Raw genomic sequence first — 18,689 nt, forward strand, 5'->3', positions numbered from 1 at the left:
GGCTCTCTCTCGCCGGCAGCGAGCACCCTGCCGGCCCTGGTCTTCGCGGCCGCTTGCGCAGCCGCCGCACCGGGAGCGCCAGACCCCGCCACCATCTCCCAGCTGATCAGCGCTGTCAGCCTGGACGTGATGACCGAGGCCTCGATCGAGGCCTGTGAGGACGCTGGCGCGCCGTCGACGCCGCAGGCGAGGGCCGCCTGGGTGGCCTGGCGCGAACGCCACCAGCTCGCGGCACTGCGCAGCGTCGTGCTGTCGGTGAAGCGGCGCCGGAGCAGCATCCCTTCGTGGGACACCATCACCGACCCCATGCGCGATCGCATCCTGGCCGAGGCCGCGCCCGACAAGGTCTGCGCCGGCCTGGGCCAGGACCTGCAAGGCGCCGGCATGGATGTCAGCGCCATGTATCCCCAGGCCCACGCGGCCGCCAAGGCACTGGTGCAGGCCGAGGTGGCGCACAAGCCCAGCCTGCCGGACATCGCACCGGGCACCCCCAGAGGCCAGGTCTTGCTCGTGAGCCAGCTGCCCACACTGGCCGGTCAGCAGGACCGCACCTGGACCGCGATCTCCGACGAGGAAGCGATACGCCGCCTGGGGCAGGTCTACGTGAAGGGCCGCGTGCAGCGCTGGGGCGATGACGGCGACGATTTCCAGCTCGTGCAGGAGAGTGTCGACCGGCGCATCCCGCACACTGTCATGCTGAGGTTCAACGCCGAGGCCTGGGTGGGGCGCGAAATCGTGCTGCGCGGCCTGCTGACGTCGCTGGACACCTACTCATCCACGCTGGCCAGGGCCGCGCTCGTCAGCGACGCCTCGGGCCTGACACCCTCGACGCTGCCCCAGACCCCGATGGTGCGCAAGCCCGTCGTGCTGAAACGCGTGATGAGCCCGCCGGGCAAGGGCCTGGCGGACAAAGACATCGCCGCCATCGTCATCCACGGCAAGGGCAACTACGTCAATGGCAGCAGCTGGGAAGAGGACGTGTTGTTCCTGCTGCGCGACGGCACCGCCTACCGGCGCACCGACATGCCGCCCGATCAGCTGGACGTGGCCGCATCGCGGCAGCTGGAGCCGCAGCAGTGGGGCCGCTGGCGTGGCAGCAGTGGCGCCTACGAGGTGCAGGACCAGAACGATGACGGCCGCCCCGACGGCGGCTGGGATCGCAAGCAGCATCACGCCGTCAAGCCCTGGCCACAGAACATGCGGTTGGAGGGCAGCTTCAGCAGCAGTTCGTTTGCCGGCAGCTACTTCGCTGGTGGCATTTCATCCAAGCGCAGCATCCGGTTCACCAAGGACGGCCGCTTCGAGCGCAGCTACAGCTCGCTGGGCACCTCGGGCAGTCTGGCGGGCATCAACGGAGCCAACATCTCCGCATCCTCACACGGCGATGGCAGCGGCAGCAGCAGCACCGGCGGCGGCACGGTGGCCGGTCCCATGGGCACCAGCGGCGCCTTCAGCTCCAGCAAGACCGACGACGGCGCCAGCCGGCGCGGCCGCTACCAGCTCAGCGGCTATGTGCTGACGCTGCACTACGACGACGGTCGCCAGGAGCGGCTGCTGAGCTTTCCCGTGAATGCCGACCGCACCAGTGTGTACGTCGGCAGCGGCAGCCTCAGGCTGAACAAGTGAGCACGCGTTGAAGCAGCCCGTCTTCCTCTTCACCTTTCACCGCATGGGAGATTCCATGTCACGCTTGTCCCTCCTTCGCCTTGCGGCGGTCGGCCTGGCCTTCGCAGCGGGCGCCGCGACAGCACAGCTCGCGCCGTCGCTCAGCCTGGCCGAACAGATGCGCGGCATGCTGGGCAAGCCGGCCGCCGGCGGCGCCACCGCTGCACCTATCGCTCCCGCCGCGCTCAAGCCCGCGGCTGCCGCGGCACCAGCCGTCGCTCTCGGCGGAGGCGGCACGCCCATCGTCGTCAACGGCCCTTCACAGGTGCCGCAGTCCGCCGCCGAACTGGCCCAGAGATTTCCCGCCGACAAGCGGGCCGCGATGAACAAGGCCTATCAGGAGTCCTTCCTGTTCTGGCAGAAGCTGGAGACACAGCTGGGCCTGACGCCCAACGACGTGGCCGCCGGCGTGGCGGCGTTCATTGCCGGCAACTTCGCGGCCTACACGCAGCAGCAAGTGCCCGATGCGGACTTCAAGGCGTTGGTCATCCAGATGCAAGGCATGCTGGCGCAGAACGCTGCGTTCACGCAGAGCACGGCCGCGGCCAAGCGCTCGATGTTCGAGCAACTGGCCATGGTGGGCACCTTCATGGCCGTCTACCGCGAGCACCTGAAGCAGAAGCCCAGCCCCAACGAGGAGCAGCACTTCCGCGACGCGGCCAAGGCCAACCTGGAAGCCGGACTCGGCATGTCCATCGAACGCATGCAGATCGGCCCGCAGGGCTTGATCCTGCGCTGACGTTTCGACGGGGCGCGCTCAGAGAAAAGTGCCCGCCGCGGACGACTCCAGCACGGCCACGGCATTGAGCAGCCAGCCCTCGCGGCGCCAGCCGCGCACGGCGCCGTCCGCGCGCATGCCCTGCGCCCAGTCCCCCGCGGTGGCCGTGGCGTGGGCCACGTCGCCGCCACACAGCTGCTGCGCGATCGCCCAGAACTCCGCGTCGCTGAACACGGCCGGCTCCGGGCTGCGCAGCAGCACGCGGGCCTGCGTCCACGGCGTGTCGAAGAACGGCTGCGCGGGGTCGAACAGCCGCGGCTCGTGCTTGCGCAGCACGTCGCCGACATGGTCGACGAACAAGGCCTCGGCGATCTCCCGGTACTCGCGCGCCCGGAACGGCCGCAACCACCGCCTGCGGGGTTCCCACGCCCACACCCGGCCCGGCCAGGTGGGCTGCCAGCCCGACCAGCAGCGCGGCGCCAGCAGCGCTCGCCGCTGTGCCTCGGGGCAGTCGGGCCAGGCCTGGTGCAAGGCGGCTTGCAGCTCGGCGGGCAGGGCTCGCAAGTCCAGGTCGGGCATGGTGGCGGTCAGCGGCAGGACCGCAGACCTTACCAAAGCTTGATCGCGTTCCACGCCTTCGACGCGCGCTCGCCCGCCGACTGCAGGCCGGACGCAAGCGCGTCCTTGGCCGCGCTGGTGATGCCGGTGGCCTTGTCGATGGCACCGATGGCGTAGTGCGCGCCCACGCCCACACCGAAGCCCATCACCGCGCCCACGAGCGTGCCGGCAACCGGCGCGATGGATCCCACCGCCGCGCCGACCGCGGCACCGGTGGCGCCCGCAGCCGCCGCAGTGCCGGTGTCCACCACCGTGTTGGCCACGGCGCGCGCGCCGCTGGTCTGGCCGGCACGGTAGGCCTGGGCGTTGTCGATGCCACTCACGCCGGCCTGAACGAGCGCGCCCACCGCGCCGCCGGCCTTGACCATCCCGAAGCGCCCAAGTTTCGGTGCGAGCGCATCCACGCCCTTGGCGCCCGCCGCACCCAGTGCGGTGTTCTGGGCCACGGCACCCGCCACCTCCGCGGCGGCCACCTGCTCGCCACGCCCCGCCCGCAGGCTCGCGTCGATCAGCGTCGCGGCCGCACCTCCGGCCGCGCCATAGCGCGCGGACGAGGCGCGCGTGTAGCCCTGCTGCGCGCCGTTGGCGCCCTGACGCAGGCGATCGATAGGGCCGTCCGCCTTCTTCTGCGGGTTCTCATGGCCTGCAGCCGGCGTGCTGCGGTCGCCCGCCGTCTTGGCCAGCGGCCCATCCGCGTAGGCACGAGGGTCGGCAGGCATGGCTCGCACCAGACCGGCCGCCTTGCCGGTCGAGGCCACATGGCCGTTCGCGTCGTAACGGGTCAGGCTCAGCGGCGTGATGGCGGCACCCTCGTGAAGCACGCTGGCCGCATCCGGCGCGGTGTACAGCATGCCCTGGCCGGGCGCGTTGTAGCGGCCAGGTGATCCGAAGTTGTGGTCCAGCACGCCGCCCTCGTGGGCAGTTGGCACGGAACGCAACACCGTGCCGCTGAAGGCCTGCTGCGGAGCACGCCTGCCGGCCTCGTACGCCTTGCCCTGCAGCACGCCTACGAGGCCCTCGCGCCCTACGGCGCCTGCTATGCCCGCCACAGCCGGCGAGAGGCCCGATTCCTCGACCTCGGGCAGCCGGATGCCCTGCCCTGGCAGCAGGTGCTGGTCTTCTTGCAGGCCGGGGTTGGCCTGCAGCAGCGCGTGCTCGTCGACGCCGTAGCGCTGGGCGACATCAGCGGGGCGGTCGCCGCGCTGCGCGAAGACGGCTCCCGGTGTGGGTGGTCGTGACGCGGCGGGTCGCCAGCTGGTGGATTCCAGGGCTTGGGGCACGGGTCGTTCCTCGACGAATGGGAGTCGAGGTCCATTGCATGCGCGCGGCGCCTAGCGTGCCAGCTGCTGCCCGCAATTCGCGCGAGCGACCGCTGCGGCTGGCCGCAATCAGAAGTCGTAGTGCCGCCCGGCGACCGCGTCGCCCACCATCGTGGCCCACGAGTCCAGGTAGACGAAGTCCGGCGAGTCCGGGAAGCGGTGCGCGCCGAACACCGAGGCCTCGGGGTCCAGCACGGCTTCCGTCGTCTGCTCGGCCGGGCGCGTCAGCTCGGCGAGCAGCACGACGCGGCGCGACGTGGCCATGTCGTCGGCCAGATCCTGGATGTCCATGTCGAGGCCCCAGCGCCAGCGTGCGTTGGCGCGGCGTATGGCTTCGCCGAGGCTGGTGCCCAGGTCGCCCAGCAGGCTGTTGACGATGAAGTCACCGCTGCGCGGGGCATCGGGCCAGGGCCTGTGTGCCGGCAGGCGTGCAAATGCCGGCAGCTGCGGCCAGTGCGCCCGCGCCCAGGCCTGCAGGGCCTTGGCGTATTCCACGCCGGCGAGCGCCTGCGCGTCGGGACCGCCGTGGGCCAGCAGCCAGTCGCGCAGCGCGCGCTGGCGTGGCGCCAGCGTGGCCTGGAAGTAGGCGAGGTTCTGCTGCGCCTGCGCGTCGCTCAGCGCGGCGCCGCTGCCGGCGTGCGGCAGCTCGAAAGGGGGGTAGTCGCTCAGGTCCCAGCCGGGCCGGGCGCCGCCCAGCCAGCGTTGGATCAGGTTCAGCATCGTTGGCAGCGTTGAAGCGGTGACGGGCGACCTTTTGGGCCGCCCGTCAGGGGCCGGTCGGGGTCAGAACCAGCCTTTTACCGTATCGAAGATGCCGCGCCCGCCGGCGTCCCCTGCAACGGCTCCAGCGATGCCGCCGATGACGCCGCCCACCACCGTGCCCACGCCGGGGAACAGCGCCGTGCCTATGGCCGCACCGGCCGCCGCACCGCCCCAGGCACCCAGCGCGCCGTCGGCCACGCCGGACGCGGTGCGGCCGGTGTTCTCGCCGATGCGGTTGCCGTCGGCCTGGTAGGCCTGGGTCAGCGAGACCGCGTCCAGCACCACGCCCACCGGGCGGGCCACCTTGCCGATGCCTTCCAGCACCTGGCCGGCGCCGCGCATGCCGCGGTTGGCGGCCAGCGCCTCGGCGTCGCGCGCGACCTGGCCCCGGATGTCGGGGTCCAGCCCGGCGCGGTAGGCCTTGGACTCGATCTCGATGCGCTGCGCATAGCGCGGGTCGGCCGCGGGTGGCTGAGCCACCACGTCGATGCGGCGTGCGCCACCCTGCACCGGCACCTCGATCTGCACCTGCGCGCCGGCCGCACGCCAGCGGTCGGCGATGGCGTCGCGCGCCAGCGCGCCGTTGGTGTTGTTGGCCACCGAGGAGGGCACGCCCGACGACGCGTTCAGCGAGCCGGGCGGCGGTGCGTGCACCGTCTGGCCGACTTGAATGCCGTTGGAGGTGAGCAGGTCGGTCAGGCCGCGCGTGAAACCGCCCTTGCCCGTCCAGGCGCTGGTGGTCGATTCCCAGCGCTTGACGAGGATGGGGTTGTCACGCAGCACCTGGCCGCCCTGGTTCACCCAGGTCTGGCCGGCGGCCCACAGACCGTTCGGCACCGCGTCCGGCAGCATGCCGTCGCGGGCCGCGGCCTGTTGCACGTCCTGGTGATAGTGGCCCAGCTCGGTGAGACGGCCCGAGGCCAGCAGCTGCTGCTCGATGGCGGCATGCGCCGCCTCGGCCTGCTGCGGGTCGCTCCGGCGCGCGTCCACGACCCAACCAGCCAGGCGTTCTGTGTCCAGTTGTCCGCTGCGCGGATCGGTGGCGCGCGCCACCACGTCGGCGGCGGGGTCACGGGCGGTGACCGGTGACGACCTGGTGCCGGAACCGGCATCAACTGCAAGTGCGCTCATGGAAATCTCCTTTCAGTGAGCCGGCCCGTCAGGCGATGCTTGCGGCCCGCGGCCGCAAGCATCGCCATCCCGTCGGGGGCTGAGGCCGGACACGGCAAGTCCTGTGGACTTGCTGTGCCTGCCGAAGAGCAGCCGCTCTGTCGGCTGCGCGGTCTGCAAGACCGACCAGGCTTGCCCGCGTTCAGCGAGGCAAGACTGGGCGAGGGGTTTCAAAACTCCAGGCGGATCACGGTCAGCGAGAAGCGGTTGGCGTCTCGCGTGGCGGTGTCCGGCGCGCGCTGCGCATCGCCATCCAGCGACGCCGCCAGCGCACCCAGGAAGGCGCCGCTGAACGTCATCGACAGCAGGCCGCTGAATGCGCTGAGCAGGTTCTGCGCGAACTCGCTGGCGCGCTGCTGCGTGGCCGGGTCCAGGCCCGGGTTCAGCTGCAGGTCGGTCTTGTTGATGTACGCCTGGTCGACCTTCTGGATCTGGCCGTTGGAGTCCACGGCCAGGTAGCCCTTGCCGGCCGGGTTCTCCTGCAGCACGTTGCCGTCAGCGTGCGTCCAGTCCAGCACCTCGCCCCAGCCGGCGGCTTCGTTGACCTTCAGGTCGCCGACCTTGGTGGTGTCCACGCCGCTGATCTGCACGCCGTAGTCGCCATTGGTGATGTTGACCTTGCTGGCCAGCGTCATGCCGTTGCCGGCGTCCACGGTCTCGATGGTGACCTTGGTGCCGTCCTCCAGCGCGAAGGTGGTGGTGCCCCAGAAGTCGAACTCGTGCTTGCCGTTGATGTCCACGTGCGGGTCGCCCCAGATGCGCGTGGTCTCGCCATTGTTCTTGTTGAGGATGTGGACTTCGTTGTTGTCGCCCGCGGTGATGCGGTAGTTGTCGTTCTCGAACACCGCCTTCCCGCCGATGACGCTCGTGCTGGCGTTGGTGGGGTTGGACGAGTTCACGGCCGACGTCGCGTTGAACGACGTGGTGCTCGTGGCTTGAATCGTGGTCATGCGATGCTCCAGGAGATAGGTGGTTTTCGGTCGCGCAGCCATTGCATTCGCAAGCGCGAGGCGGCGCCAGATGCGGCCGTCCGCAATTCGGGGCAGCCGCAGCTAGGGGCGGCCGCAAGCGGGGCTGCGGAGCGAGTTCTAGCGCCCTCACAACACCGGCGGAGTGGCGGATAGCCAAGCTGGGCCGCAACTGCTGTAATGGCCCAAACCAGCGGATCCAGGGAGGATTGCGCCCATGCAAGACGAAGCTCTCGCGCTGATGGCCAACCAGTCGCCGGACGCACTCATCCTGCTCAACGACCAGGGTCATGTCGTGCACTGGAGCAGCGGTGCCGACGCGATCTTTGGCTACGGCCTGGCCGAGGTGCGTGACCGCTCGCTGAACGACCTGGTCATCCCGGAAGACCGCGTCGACGAACAGCGCCAGCGGCTGGCCGAGGCGCTGACCCAGGGCGGCGGCACCTACGAATCGGTGCGCCGTCGCAAGGACGGCTCACTCCTCTACGTGGATGTGTCGACTCGACGCGTGCATGCCTCCGACGGCACCGCCATGGTGCTGACCGCCGAGAAGGACGTGACCCACATCAAGGTGCTGCGCGACGCCAAGCTGATGGAGGCGCGCTTTCGGGATCTGCTGGAGTCCATGCCCGACGGCATCGTGATGGCCAACTCCACCGGGCACATCGTCATCGCCAACAGCCAGGCCGAACGACTGTTCGGCTATGAGTCCGGCGAGCTGCGCGGCCGCTCGGTCGAGACGCTGCTGCCCGAGCGCTACCGCCACGCCCACGTGGGACACCGCTCCAACTATTTCCTGCAGCCCCGCAAGCGTGCGATGGGCTCCGGGCTGGACCTGGCCGGCCTGCGCAAGGATCGCAGCGAGTTCCCCATCGAGATCAGCCTGAGCCCGCTGCGCACGGAGGAGAGCTCCTTCGTCATGAGCGCGATCCGCGACGCCAGCGAGCGAAAGCGCTTCGAGAAGGCGCTGCAGGAGAAGAACCAGGAACTGGCCAGCGCCAACCGGGCCAAGGACCACTTCCTCGCCGGCATGAGCCATGAGCTGCGCACGCCGCTGAACGCCATCATCGGCTTCACCGGCACGCTGCTGATGAAGCTGCCCGGGCCGCTGAACGACGAGCAGCAGAAGCAGCTGCGCACCGTGCAGACCAGCGCCCGCCACCTGCTGGCGCTGATCAACGACCTGCTGGACGTCTCCAAGATCGAGGCTGGCAAGGTGGAGCTGGCGGTCGAGGCCGTCGACTGCAAGACCGTCCTCGACGAAGTGGCGGCCACGCTGCGCCCGCAGGCCCAGGAGAAGGGGCTGGAGTTCAGCGTGCGCGCGCCCGACCACCCTGTCATCCTGCGGACCGACCGACGGGCATTGAGCCAGATCGTCTTCAACCTCGCCGGCAACGCCATCAAGTTCACCGAGCAGGGCGGCGTGCGCCTGACGCTGCGGGTCGTCCCGGCCTCTGCAGCGGGCCCGCAGCGCACGGAGATCCGCGTCGACGACACCGGCGTCGGCATCCCCCTGGCCGATCATGCCAAGCTGTTCACCGCGTTCAGCCGCGTCAACACCGCCCGCCCCAACGCGCCGGAGGGCACCGGGCTGGGCCTGCACCTGAGCCAGAAGCTGGCGGAGCTGCTGGGTGGCAAGATCGTGTTCAGCAGCGAGGCAGGCAAGGGCAGCAGCTTCTCGCTGTTTCTTACCCAGGGGTGAACCGTGGCAGCACGCATCCTCGTCATCGAAGACAACGCGGCGAATCTGGAGCTGGTGCGCTACCTCCTGTCGTACAGCGGCTATGTCGTCCTGGAAGCGCGGGACGGCGCGCAGGGCGTGGAGATGGCGCTGCGCGAACGGCCCGACCTGATCGTCTGCGACCTGCAGATGCCGCTGCTGGATGGCTACCAGGTGCTGGACCGGCTGCGCCAGACCCCGGGCAGCGAAGGCACGGTCATCGTGGCGGTGACGGCCTTCTCCATGCCCAACGACCGGCAGAAGGTCATCGATGCCGGATTCGACGGTTACCTGTCCAAGCCCATCGAGCCCGAGAAGTTCGTGGCGCAGATCGAGGCCTATCTCCCGGCTGACCTCCGCCTGCCTCGGCCGGACACCGAAGCCTGAAGCCGCCTGAGGCGACCACCCATGTCCAAAGTTCTTGTCGTCGACGACCAGGTCTCCAACCGGGAGCTGATCGTCACGCTGCTCAAGTACGCCGGCCATGAGCCGCTGGAAGCCGCGGACGGCCACCTGGCATTGGCGCAGGTCCGCGAGCAGCATCCGGATCTCGTCATCTGCGACATCCTGATGCCCACGATGGACGGCTACGAGTTCGTCAGGCAGCTGCGCGCCGATCCGGCCATCGCGCACACCGAAGTAGTGTTCTACACCGCCACCTTCATGGAACGGGAGGCCCGCAGCCTGGCGCGGTCCTGCGGCGTGTCGACGGTGATGATGAAGCCCTCCGAGCCGGACGAGATCCTGCGCACCATCGAACGCTCCCTGACCGGAACTTCTCCCGCCGAGCCGGTGGCGAATGCTCAGCAGTTCGACCGCGAGCACCTGCGGTTGCTCACCGACAAGCTCGCGCTCAAGGTCAGCGAGCTCGAGTCTGCCAACCGCCGGCTGTCGGCACTGACCGAACTCAACCTGCAACTGGCTTCGGAACACGACCCGCACGTCATGCTCGACAAGGTCTGCCGCGGCGCCCGCGAGCTGCTGGGTGCGCGCTACGCGGTGCTGGCCGTGCGCGAGCAGGCCGACGAGGAGCTGGCCTACATCAGCACGCACGGCCTGGCGCCTGCACAGGCCAAGGCGATGCAGGCCCTGGCCGCCGACGCCAGCTGGTTCAGCCAGATGGCCGGAAACGGCCGGCCCCGGCGCTTCACGACGCGGGACGGCGCGGAGCTGCCGGCACAGCTGCCACCGCTGGGCAGCGGCCTGATCGCGCCCATCGCGTCGCTGCAGCGCACCCATGGATGGGTGCTGCTGGGTGACAAGCTGGGGGCACCGGCGTTCACGAGCCAGGATGAGCGCATGCTGTCAACCTACGCCGCCCAGGCCGGGCGCATCTACGAGAACGGCAGTCTCTACAAGAAGATCAAGCAGACGGCCGACCAGTTGGCCATCGAGGTCGAGGAACGCAAGCGCGCCGCGCGGGAACTGTCCGTGGCCAACGAGACGCTGGAGCAGCGTGTGGCGCAGCGCACGTCCGAGCTGCATGACGTGATCGAAGGCCTGGAGAGCTTCAACCGCAGTGTGTCGCACGACCTGCGCGGGCCGCTGGGCGGCATCGCCAATGCCGCGCGGCTGGCACAGGAGTTCGTCGCCGCGCACGAGCCGGCCAAGGCGACCCACTTCCTTCAAGTCATTGCGACGCAGGCCGACGTCACCGGGCAGCTGGTGGATTCGCTGCTGGCCCTGGCCCGGGCCAGCGACGCGAGCCTGAACCTGGAGGCCGTCGACATGAACGGCCTGGTGAACGACGTGCTGGCCTCGCTGCAGCCGCCCTCGCAACCGCCGCTGCCGGTCGCAGTCGACCGGTTGCCCACCATCCACGTGGACCGCAAGCTGGCGCGGCAGGTGCTGGTGAACCTGATCGGCAACGCGTTGAAGTTCACCGGGAGCGTGCAGCGTCCACAGGTGCACGTGGGGGTCTCACCGGGGCCCGGCGCGCCGGTGTTCTGCGTCAAGGACAACGGCGTAGGCTTCGATGCGCACAAGGGACAGCAGCTGTTCAAGCCCTTCCACCGTCTGCATGACCACCGCTTCGAGGGCTCGGGCGTCGGCCTGTCCATCGTCAAGCGCATCTGCGAGTGCCACGGCGGCAAGGTCTGGGCCGAGAGCACGCCGGGCCAGGGCGCCTGCTTCTTCTTCAGCTTCGGCGACGGCGGCACGCGTTCAACCGGGGCGTGACGGCGGCGCTGCCGCCTCACCCTGTTGTCATGCACGCCGCGTAGGCTGCACGCATGACCGCTCCCGCCTGGGCCTGGGCGCTGCTTGCCTGGTGCCTGCTGATGACCGCCATCATCCTGCTGCAGGGCAAGCTGCTGTTCGGCCGCACCTGGCGCATCCGCCGCACCGACCCCGGCCCGGCGGCCGCGCGTCGCCGCGCCGAAGCGGTCTGGCTGGACCGCCCCGGCGACGTGCGGCTGCAGGGCTGGCTGACCACGCCGCTGGACGCCGTGCCGCGGCGGTTGCTGCTGTGGTTTGGCGGGCGCAACGAGCACGTGGCCTGGACACCCGACCTCGCCGGCTGGCTGCCCGACGACTGCGCGCTGCTGGCCTTCAACTACCGCAGCCTGGGCGACAGCGGCGGCTGGCCCGGCGAGACCGCCTGCGTGGCCGACGCCGAAGCCATCGCCGCCTGGGGCCTGGCGCGACTGGGGCTACCGAACGATGCACTGCACCTGGCCGGCCGCAGCCTGGGCACCGGCGTGGCCATGCAGCTGGCGGCGCGTCGCGCTGCGGCGAGTCGGCCAGCGGCCGGCGTCGCACTCATCACGCCGTTCAACAGCCTGCGCGCGGTGCTGCGGCGCAACCCGCTGATCGCGCCACTGACGCCGTGGCTGCGCTCACCGCTGGACAGCGGCGCCGCCGCGCGCGCGCTGACCTGTGATGTGCTGGTACTGCTGGCCGAGCACGACTGCCAGGTGCCGCATGTGCACTCGCTGGCGCTGGTGGACGCGCTGCGCCACGCAGGCGCGGACGTCACGGTGGATCGCTTGGCCGGCACCGACCACCGCAGCCTGGCGCGCACGCCGGCGGCGATGCAGCGGGTGGGCAGCTGGCTGAGCAACGCGGCCTGATCTCGTCACAACGCTGAGCGTTCCCGGGCAGCCGCCCGGGCAAACTGGCCGCATGAAACGCCGCCTCCTGCTGTTGGCTACCCTGCTGCCCATGCTGACCCTTGCCGCACCGCCCACCACGCTGACCCTCTGGCCCGAAGGCACACCCGCCGCCCGGCGCGCCGACGCCCCCGCTGCACGCGGCGACCTCGGCCCCGAGCGGGTGGACGAAGGCGGGCGCATCGCCAACGTGTCGCTGCCCACGCTGACCATCGTGCCGCCCGCCGTGGACCGGCCCAACGGCACCGCCGTCATCCTGTGCCCGGGCGGCGGCTACACCTTCCTGTCCAACGCCCGCGAGGGCCAGCAGTACGCGGCCTGGCTCAGCACGTTGGGCGTCACCACCTTCATCCTGAAGAGCCGGCTGCAGGAGTGGGGCCACCCCGCGCCGCTGCAGGATGTGCTGCGCGCCATCCGGCTCGTGCGCTCGCGCGCCGCCGAGTTCGGCGTGGACCCCAAGCGCATCGGCGTCATGGGCAGCTCGGCCGGCGGCCACCTGGCGGCCAGCGCCAGCACGCTGTTCGACCACGCCGACGGCCGCACCGGCGCGGCGCTGGATGCCGTGAACGCGCGGCCCGACTTCGCCGTGCTGGTCTACCCCGTCATCACGATGACGGACCCCACCGCCCACGCCGGCTCGCGCAAGGCGCTGCTGGGTGGCAGCCCCAGTGCGGAGCTGCTGACGCTGATGTCCGTGGAGAAGCAGGTGACGGCCGCCACGCCGCCCACGCTGCTGCTGCACACGCAGCGCGATCCGGCCGTGCCGGCCGACAACAGCCTGCTGTACTTCCAGGCGCTGACCCGCGCCGGCGTGCCGGCCGAGCTGTATGTCTTCGAGCAAGGCGGCCACGGCATCGGCATGGTCGATGGCCTGGGCACCGCGTCCGCCTGGCCGCGCCGCGCAGAGGACTGGCTGCGCCAGCGTGGCCTGCTGAACAAGGAGGCCGCACGATGAAACGGCGCGACCTGCTCGCCGGTGCGGCCATGGCCGGTGCGCTGCCCGCCTGGGGTACGTCCACGATGACGCTGCCCGACATGGACCTGCACGATCCCTTCATCGTGACCGACACGGCCAGCAAGACGTACTGGCTGTTCACGAAGAACCACCCGGCGTTCACCGGCAGGAAGGCCATCGGCGTGATGGCCTACAGCAGCCGCGACCTCAAGCACTGGAACCAGCCCGAGCTGGTGTTCCAGCTGCCCGAAGGCGTCTGGGCCACCGAGGGTTGCTGGGCGCCCGAGGTGCATCACTGGCGCGGCAAGTGGTATCTCTTCGTCACCGTACACAACGACAGCCTGCCGCTCACCGAACCCAGCCCCGTGCCGGGCCAGCGCACCTACCGCCGCAGCACTGTGCTCGCGGTGGCGGACCAGCCTAACGGCCCGTTCAAGCTCGTGCGCGACGGCGAGCCCGTCGTGTCCAAGGAGCTGATGACGCTGGACGGCACGCTCTACGTGGACCCGAAAGGCAAGCCCTGGATGGTCTACGCCCACGAATGGCTGCAACTGCGCGTGGGCGCCTTCGCCGCCGTGCGGCTGGACGACGAACTGCGCGCCATCGCCCCGCCGCGCGAGCTGTTCCGCGGCAATGCCTCACCCGCCGCCAGGCCGCAGCAAGGGCAGGGCATCATCGTCACCGACGGCCCGCAGCTCTACCGCACGGCCGACGGCAGCCTGCACATGCTGTGGTCCAGCTGGGGCGACGACGGCTACTTCCAGACGCTGTCGCGCTCCAAGTCCGGCGACCTGTTCGGCCAGTGGGAGCACCTGCCCGTCTGGCTGGCCAAGGGCAGCGGCCACGGCATGCTGTTCCGCACGCTGGACGGGCAATGGATGCTCGTCGTGCACCGCCCCTTCAAGAACGCGCGCGGCAAGCTCTACGACGTGCGCGAGCGGGCCGGCGGCTTCGAGCTGGTGCGCCAGCGCGTGGACCTCGACCTGGACCCCACACCCCTGCCTCCTTCTGCAGCAAAGGCCCCGTGATGCCCTTGAAGAAGACTCTCGCCGCAGCCGCCATCGCGCTGGGCACCGCCGCCACGCCCACACTGGCGGCCGACACCCAGTTCGCCATCCTCGTGCTGGCCATGCCGACGAAGTACCACTACGAGTACATCCCGGTGGCGCGCGAGAGCTTCGAGAAGCTGGCCAAGCTGCACGCCTTCGAGCTGACCTGGGCGGCCCAGCCCTGGGCCTTCGAAGGTGACCTGAGCAAGTACGCGGCGGTGGTGCTGCTGAACAGCTCGGGCGAGGAATTCAACGAGGCCCAGCGCGCCGGCTTCGAGCGCTATATGAAGGCCGGCGGCAACGCCGTCGTCGTGCACCGCGCCATCATCAGCAAGCCCGGCCTGTGGCCCTGGTACGAGAAGCTGGTTGGCAGGTCGTTCGTGATCCACCCGATGCTGCAGACGGCCGTCGTCACCAAGGCCGATGCCAGCCACCCGGCCACCTTCGGCCTGCCGGACAAGTGGGTCTGGTCAGACGAGTGGTACGAGTTCAGCAACCCGCACGGCGTGAAGGTGAACCCTGTTCTGAACGTGGACGAGCGCACCTACGACCCCACCAAGATCTGGCCCGGCCAGGTCGCCAAGGGCATGGGCGCCGACCACCCGGTGAGCTGGTGGCATCAGTTCGAAAAGGGCCGCGTGTTCGTCACGGCGCTGGGGCATAACGGGGTGATGTACCGCGACGAGCGCTACCTGGACCACCTGTGGGGCGGCATCTGGTGGGCCGCCATCGGGCGTTGACGGCCCACAGCCTGGCTACTTCGAGAACCAGCCGGCGACGCGCTGCTTGATGCGCAGGAAAAAGCCGGCCCGCTCCACATCGGCCAGCGCGACGACCGGCGCCTCGCCGAGCACCTTGCCGTCGGCCACCGCAACGGCCTTGCCGATCACCGCGCCCTTGGCGATGGGGGCCTCCAGGCCCGGGTTCAGCATCACCTCGGTCTTGACCGCGGCCGCCTGCCCCTTCGGCACCACCAGCGACCACGCCGTGGGCACGCCGGCCGCCACCTCGGGCACCACGCCGTACAGCACCTTGGGCGTAGTCAGCGCCGCGCCCGCCTGGGCCGGCGTCGCCTGCTCGAAGTTGGCGTAGCCCCAGTTGAACAGCACGCGGGTCTGGTCGGCCCGGGCCTGCATGCTGTTCGCGTTCAGGATGACCGAGATCAGGCGCATGCCATTGCGCGTGGACGAGGCGGTCAGGCAATAGCCCGCTTCCTGCGTGTGCCCAGTCTTGAGGCCGTCCACGGTCGGGTCGGTGTACAGCAGCGCGTTGCGGTTGCCCTGCTTGATGTTGTTGTAGGTGAACTCGCGCTCGGCGTAGATCGGATAGAACTCGGGGCTGTTGCGGATGATGGCCGCGGCCAGCACGGCCAGGTCACGCGCCGAGGCCTTGTGGTTGGCGCCCGGCAGGCCATCCGAGTTCTCGAAATGCGTCTTCGTCATGCCGAGCTTGGCGGCTTCGGCATTCATCATCGCGACGAAGCCCGCCTCCGAGCCGCCCACGTGTTCGGCCAGCGCCTTGGAAGCGTCATTGCCGCTGGCGATCACCACGCCACGCAGCATGTCCATCAACGAGGCTTGCGCGTTCAGCGGCACGAACATGCAGCTGTCGCCGTTCTTGCCCCCGCGGCACCAGGCGTTCTCGCTCATGGTGACCTTGTCGTCGGGCTTGACCTTGCCGGTCTTCAGCGCCTGCTCGACCAGGTAGCTGGTCATCATCTTCGTCAGCGACGCGGGCGGCAGCGGTTCGTCCGGGTTGGACGACGCCAGGATCTGGCCCGTGCTGTAGTCCATCAGCACCCAGGCCTTGTTCTGCAGCAACGGGATCGACCGGCCGTTGGCATCGGTGGTCATGGCCTGTTCGGCGGGTGCGGCCGACTTGGCCTTGCGCGCCGCGGCGGCTTGGGCCTTGGTCTTGTGGGTAGCGGCTTCAGCGGCCACGACGGGGCCGACCAGGAGGGCGGTGGCGAGGAGGGAGGGGAGGAGGGGGGAAATGCGCGGTGTGCGGGTCATGGAGAGGGGCTTCATTGAGAAGCCTGGAGGTGAGTTGCGATCAATTGCGCTGATCGCCAAGATGAGGGGCGCGCTGTGCGTGCGCGAAGCACGTGGGCTGTGTTGATCCGGTGGACCAGCCGTAGGGTACTTCGTCGCGTTCTGGCAAGTGTTGCGCGATGTTGATTCGCAAGAGGCTGCATTGTGTGCGCCTTCGCGAGAAGCCTATGGCGACCATGGGCGGGATGAGCTACATCGTCATCCAGACCTGGCCGGGCTAGGTCGCCAGCGGCTTTGCGCGAACCGAGCGTTGAACTGGCCGCACGGGTTTGCAAAGGGTCACCTGTTCGGCCCGGCATTGCAGAAGAACGGGGCATGGATCTGAATGAACGGCGGCTGGATCACTGGTTGGCTGAGACGGGAACTCGAAGCGCGACAGTAGCTCAGGCGTGTGTTTCTGCTCGCCAGTCACGACGCCCTCTCGCAGTCAGCCTGTAGAGTGCGTTAGCAACAAGGAGGGGCCATGCTCATCAAGCAGGCTGACGACAAGACCAAGCGACTGCAGTTGCTGGAGAGCCTTCAGGCCTCACCGCTTCTGGACGTGCGCCAGAAGTCCTGGCTCAAGGATGAGTACTGGAGCGTCAAGCAGGGCATCGACGGCGAGCGCGATGCGGCCTTTCATATCGACAGCGTGATGCGGGACGGGCAGAACACGGCCGTGCTGCACGACCTGCGCTTCGTCGTGGACGGTGATGTCGCACAGATCGATCACCTCGTGATGAACCGCCTGATGGATTTCATCCTTGTGGAGACCAAGTGCTACGCCGGTCACGTCGACATCAATGAGGTCGGTGAGTTCACGGTGCGCTACGGGAGCGGCAAGCAGTTCGGCGTCCCTTCTCCGCTGGCGCAAAGCGAACGACATGCCAGAGTGCTGTCCAAGCTGCTGGACAAGTTGGGCATCACGGGCAGGCTGGGATCACAGCCCAAGTTCCATCACCTTGTCATGTTCCATCCCAAGGCCATCATCATGCGGCCGGACGCCAAGAAGCTGGACACCAGCAACGTCATCAAGGCTGACCAGTTCGCGCAGTGGCGTGGGCGATGGGTGGAGGACGCTTCGGCACTGACGGTACTGGCCGGCGCCATCAACATGCGAGGCCGAGATACCGTCAAGGAATGGGCAGAGATGTTGGTGCGCCAGCACAGGCCAGCCGACCTGCTGACGTTGCCGGACTTCATGAAGCCTCGCGAGATGCCCGTTGGCGCAGCACGATCGGCCCGTTCAGAGCAAGCGTCTGCTCCAGCCGCGGCGACCACCACGGAAGCCCCATCGGAGAAGCGACTGATCTGTGCCCGGTGCGGCTGCAAGATCAGCTTCCCGGAGGGCAAGTTCTGCTGGAACAACCCACAGCGCTTTGGTGGCACCCAGTACTGCCGCGAGCATCAAGCGGCATTCAAGTGAGCGGACAGCGCCCGTCAGGTCAAGCGAAGCTCGCCTTGAACGTATGAGGGTCCAGCATGCAATGCGATTCGATCTGGCCATGCAGTTCAAACAAGCGCGGTTCTGCTCTGAAGTCGAACACCCGGTAGAGACTGAATTGCTTTGATCTGGCTCGCGCGAATTCCACTTCGTTGGACGACACGAAGAAGGGCGTCCGTTTGCCAAAGGCCGTGGTTTTCACTTCAATGAAGCGCTCGGCACCGTCTGAAGCAAAGGACAGCACGTCATAGCCCAGACCATCGCCGCGAGTCTTGGCCACATGCTCAACGTGCTCGGCGAGTAACCCAAGGCCGAGTTGCTGCAGGCGCCATCGCTCGAACCGCACGACGAAGTCCTCGCCTGCACGCCCAAGCGATCGGTTGGCAGCCTCTTGTTCCAGGTAATCACGGCGAAAAGCGCGCCGCGGCTGCCAGGGCATCGGCTCGCGCGCTTCGAGGCTTGTCTCCGGCGGAGCTTCCTTGACCGAGATGAAGTCGTCGCGTTCAAGCTCTACGGCTTCGCGGCGCGCCGATTCCATGACCACGGCGTCCAGACGTTGATGGCCAATCACCTGCGCCTCGATCTCTCGCAACAAGGCGTCGCGCTGGAAGTTGGCCCTGGGCTGATAGCCCTTGATGTAAGGCAAGCCCAGCTCAAGCATGGCCGCACTGATGTTGCCATGCTTGAACTCAATGGCCGCTTCCGTGCGGCCATCGAGTTTGCTGAGCAGCGCGCGGCGATGCGCGCTCTTATTGACCGCCTGACCACTCAACTCCGCCAGCAGCATGGACAGGTAGTCCGCCACCGTCGCAGCGACCTCTTCCGACGACCAATCCGTGCTGCCACCGCTTGATGGCGCCACTTGATGGACGACCTCAAAGCCCAGCTGCGCCAGCACAGGCTGCACGGTGGCAGCTCCACCCGAAAAATCCTTGGGGCCGAGGCCGCCGCTCTCCGGGTACTGGTAGGCCAGCGCAGCGCCCGCAATGGCCTTGGAATCCGCCAACGCTTGGGTCCGCGGATTCCTGACAAGGTAACTGGCGGCCTCGCGGAAGCCGTACTTCCGCAAGAAAGCCTCTTTGCCGAGTTGCTCGTATTCGTCGAGCGCGGCCCGCACGGCCGCGACACTCGTCAAATCAGAGAGTCGCGGCGCCATGCACT

General features: G+C 68.8%; 17 protein-coding genes. 10 read left to right on the plus strand and 7 right to left on the minus strand.

Annotated elements, in window-relative coordinates; translation table 11 throughout:
• Nucleotides 1–129 precede the first annotated feature (129 nt).
• Both J2X21_RS12720 and J2X21_RS12725 read left to right on the plus strand, forming a co-directional pair.
• A complete protein-coding gene (locus J2X21_RS12720; RefSeq protein ID WP_310328965.1) occupies nucleotides 130–1,626 on the plus strand; it encodes a hypothetical protein in 1,497 nt (498 codons plus the stop codon).
• Nucleotides 1,627–1,681: 55 nt separating this feature from the next.
• Complete coding sequence (locus J2X21_RS12725; protein ID WP_310328968.1) at nucleotides 1,682–2,404, plus strand: DUF6683 family protein; 723 nt, start codon at nucleotides 1,682–1,684, stop codon at nucleotides 2,402–2,404.
• 18 nt (nucleotides 2,405–2,422) lie between these two features.
• Here J2X21_RS12725 and J2X21_RS12730 read toward each other — a convergent pair whose 3' ends face one another.
• From J2X21_RS12730 to J2X21_RS12750, 5 genes are all read right to left on the minus strand, one after another.
• Nucleotides 2,423–2,962 (minus strand): hypothetical protein, encoded by a 540-nt coding sequence (locus J2X21_RS12730; protein ID WP_310328970.1) that lies wholly within the window; start codon nucleotides 2,960–2,962, stop codon nucleotides 2,423–2,425.
• 29 nt (nucleotides 2,963–2,991) lie between these two features.
• On the minus strand, nucleotides 2,992–4,281 hold the full coding sequence (locus J2X21_RS12735) for a LysM peptidoglycan-binding domain-containing protein (protein WP_310328972.1): 1,290 nt from the start codon (nucleotides 4,279–4,281) through the stop codon (nucleotides 2,992–2,994).
• A 108-nt stretch (nucleotides 4,282–4,389) separates the two neighbouring features.
• On the minus strand, nucleotides 4,390–5,040 hold the full coding sequence (locus J2X21_RS12740; RefSeq protein WP_310328976.1) for a hypothetical protein: 651 nt from the start codon (nucleotides 5,038–5,040) through the stop codon (nucleotides 4,390–4,392).
• A 63-nt stretch (nucleotides 5,041–5,103) separates the two neighbouring features.
• On the minus strand, nucleotides 5,104–6,213 hold the full coding sequence (locus J2X21_RS12745; RefSeq protein WP_310328978.1) for a hypothetical protein: 1,110 nt from the start codon (nucleotides 6,211–6,213) through the stop codon (nucleotides 5,104–5,106).
• Between the two features lie 209 nt (nucleotides 6,214–6,422).
• Nucleotides 6,423–7,202, minus strand: coding sequence for a DUF1521 domain-containing protein (locus J2X21_RS12750; RefSeq protein ID WP_310328980.1), 780 nt, complete (start codon nucleotides 7,200–7,202; stop codon nucleotides 6,423–6,425).
• A 235-nt stretch (nucleotides 7,203–7,437) separates the two neighbouring features.
• On the opposite strand from J2X21_RS12750, the gene J2X21_RS12755 reads away from it, so the two are divergent.
• Genes J2X21_RS12755 through J2X21_RS12785 form a run of 7 tightly spaced genes read left to right on the plus strand, consistent with a single transcriptional unit; the run spans nucleotide 7,438 to nucleotide 14,794 of the window.
• Nucleotides 7,438–8,922 (plus strand): PAS domain-containing sensor histidine kinase, encoded by a 1,485-nt coding sequence (locus tag J2X21_RS12755; RefSeq protein ID WP_310328982.1) that lies wholly within the window; start codon nucleotides 7,438–7,440, stop codon nucleotides 8,920–8,922.
• Nucleotides 8,923–8,925: 3 nt separating this feature from the next.
• Nucleotides 8,926–9,327 (plus strand): response regulator, encoded by a 402-nt coding sequence (locus J2X21_RS12760; protein WP_310328984.1) that lies wholly within the window; start codon nucleotides 8,926–8,928, stop codon nucleotides 9,325–9,327.
• A 21-nt stretch (nucleotides 9,328–9,348) separates the two neighbouring features.
• Nucleotides 9,349–11,118 (plus strand): ATP-binding protein, encoded by a 1,770-nt coding sequence (locus J2X21_RS12765; RefSeq protein ID WP_310328986.1) that lies wholly within the window; start codon nucleotides 9,349–9,351, stop codon nucleotides 11,116–11,118.
• Nucleotides 11,119–11,171: 53 nt separating this feature from the next.
• Nucleotides 11,172–12,011 carry an alpha/beta hydrolase family protein gene (locus tag J2X21_RS12770; RefSeq protein ID WP_310328988.1) on the plus strand — a complete coding sequence of 280 codons (840 nt, stop codon included), beginning with the start codon at nucleotides 11,172–11,174 and terminating at the stop codon, nucleotides 12,009–12,011.
• 52 nt (nucleotides 12,012–12,063) lie between these two features.
• Nucleotides 12,064–13,005, plus strand: coding sequence for an alpha/beta hydrolase (locus J2X21_RS12775; protein ID WP_310328991.1), 942 nt, complete (start codon nucleotides 12,064–12,066; stop codon nucleotides 13,003–13,005).
• A complete protein-coding gene (locus tag J2X21_RS12780; protein ID WP_310328994.1) occupies nucleotides 13,002–14,033 on the plus strand; it encodes a glycoside hydrolase family 43 protein in 1,032 nt (343 codons plus the stop codon). Before J2X21_RS12775 ends, J2X21_RS12780 begins: the two co-directional genes overlap by 4 nt.
• Complete coding sequence (locus J2X21_RS12785; protein ID WP_310328997.1) at nucleotides 14,033–14,794, plus strand: ThuA domain-containing protein; 762 nt, start codon at nucleotides 14,033–14,035, stop codon at nucleotides 14,792–14,794. Before J2X21_RS12780 ends, J2X21_RS12785 begins: the two co-directional genes overlap by 1 nt.
• 15 nt (nucleotides 14,795–14,809) lie before the next feature.
• Here the strand turns inward: J2X21_RS12785 and J2X21_RS12790 are convergent, their stop codons facing one another.
• Nucleotides 14,810–16,081, minus strand: coding sequence for a D-alanyl-D-alanine carboxypeptidase family protein (locus tag J2X21_RS12790; protein WP_310329000.1), 1,272 nt, complete (start codon nucleotides 16,079–16,081; stop codon nucleotides 14,810–14,812).
• A gap of 487 nt (nucleotides 16,082–16,568) precedes the next feature.
• Between J2X21_RS12790 and J2X21_RS12795 the strand changes: the two genes are divergently transcribed.
• Entirely contained in the window at nucleotides 16,569–17,510 is a 942-nt protein-coding gene (locus J2X21_RS12795; protein ID WP_310329002.1) for a nuclease-related domain-containing protein, read from the plus strand.
• Between the two features lie 19 nt (nucleotides 17,511–17,529).
• Here J2X21_RS12795 and J2X21_RS12800 read toward each other — a convergent pair whose 3' ends face one another.
• On the minus strand, nucleotides 17,530–18,684 hold the full coding sequence (locus tag J2X21_RS12800) for a protein NO VEIN domain-containing protein (RefSeq protein ID WP_310329005.1): 1,155 nt from the start codon (nucleotides 18,682–18,684) through the stop codon (nucleotides 17,530–17,532).
• Between the last annotated feature and the right edge of the window lie 5 nt (nucleotides 18,685–18,689).

Origin of the sequence: Roseateles asaccharophilus, assembly GCF_031458115.1 — a bacterium.
In the GTDB taxonomy this organism is placed as follows: Bacteria; Pseudomonadota; Gammaproteobacteria; order Burkholderiales; family Burkholderiaceae_C; genus Pelomonas; species Pelomonas asaccharophilus_A.

What these genes read in the sequence shown, in the direction of transcription:
- J2X21_RS12720 (WP_310328965.1), top strand. Translation starts at nt 130, where the DNA reads ATGACCGAGGCCTCGATCGAGGCCTGTGAGGACGCTGGCGCGCCGTCG.
- J2X21_RS12725 (WP_310328968.1), top strand. Translation starts at nt 1,682, where the DNA reads ATGTCACGCTTGTCCCTCCTTCGCCTTGCGGCGGTCGGCCTGGCCTTC.
- J2X21_RS12730 (WP_310328970.1), bottom strand. Translation starts at nt 2,962, where the DNA reads ATGCCCGACCTGGACTTGCGAGCCCTGCCCGCCGAGCTGCAAGCCGCC.
- J2X21_RS12740 (WP_310328976.1), bottom strand. Translation starts at nt 5,040, where the DNA reads ATGCTGAACCTGATCCAACGCTGGCTGGGCGGCGCCCGGCCCGGCTGG.
- J2X21_RS12745 (WP_310328978.1), bottom strand. Translation starts at nt 6,213, where the DNA reads ATGAGCGCACTTGCAGTTGATGCCGGTTCCGGCACCAGGTCGTCACCG.
- J2X21_RS12750 (WP_310328980.1), bottom strand. Translation starts at nt 7,202, where the DNA reads ATGACCACGATTCAAGCCACGAGCACCACGTCGTTCAACGCGACGTCG.
- J2X21_RS12755 (WP_310328982.1), top strand. Translation starts at nt 7,438, where the DNA reads ATGCAAGACGAAGCTCTCGCGCTGATGGCCAACCAGTCGCCGGACGCA.
- J2X21_RS12765 (WP_310328986.1), top strand. Translation starts at nt 9,349, where the DNA reads ATGTCCAAAGTTCTTGTCGTCGACGACCAGGTCTCCAACCGGGAGCTG.
- J2X21_RS12770 (WP_310328988.1), top strand. Translation starts at nt 11,172, where the DNA reads ATGACCGCTCCCGCCTGGGCCTGGGCGCTGCTTGCCTGGTGCCTGCTG.
- J2X21_RS12775 (WP_310328991.1), top strand. Translation starts at nt 12,064, where the DNA reads ATGAAACGCCGCCTCCTGCTGTTGGCTACCCTGCTGCCCATGCTGACC.
- J2X21_RS12780 (WP_310328994.1), top strand. Translation starts at nt 13,002, where the DNA reads ATGAAACGGCGCGACCTGCTCGCCGGTGCGGCCATGGCCGGTGCGCTG.
- J2X21_RS12785 (WP_310328997.1), top strand. Translation starts at nt 14,033, where the DNA reads ATGCCCTTGAAGAAGACTCTCGCCGCAGCCGCCATCGCGCTGGGCACC.
- J2X21_RS12790 (WP_310329000.1), bottom strand. Translation starts at nt 16,081, where the DNA reads ATGAAGCCCCTCTCCATGACCCGCACACCGCGCATTTCCCCCCTCCTC.
- J2X21_RS12795 (WP_310329002.1), top strand. Translation starts at nt 16,569, where the DNA reads ATGCTCATCAAGCAGGCTGACGACAAGACCAAGCGACTGCAGTTGCTG.
- J2X21_RS12800 (WP_310329005.1), bottom strand. Translation starts at nt 18,684, where the DNA reads ATGGCGCCGCGACTCTCTGATTTGACGAGTGTCGCGGCCGTGCGGGCC.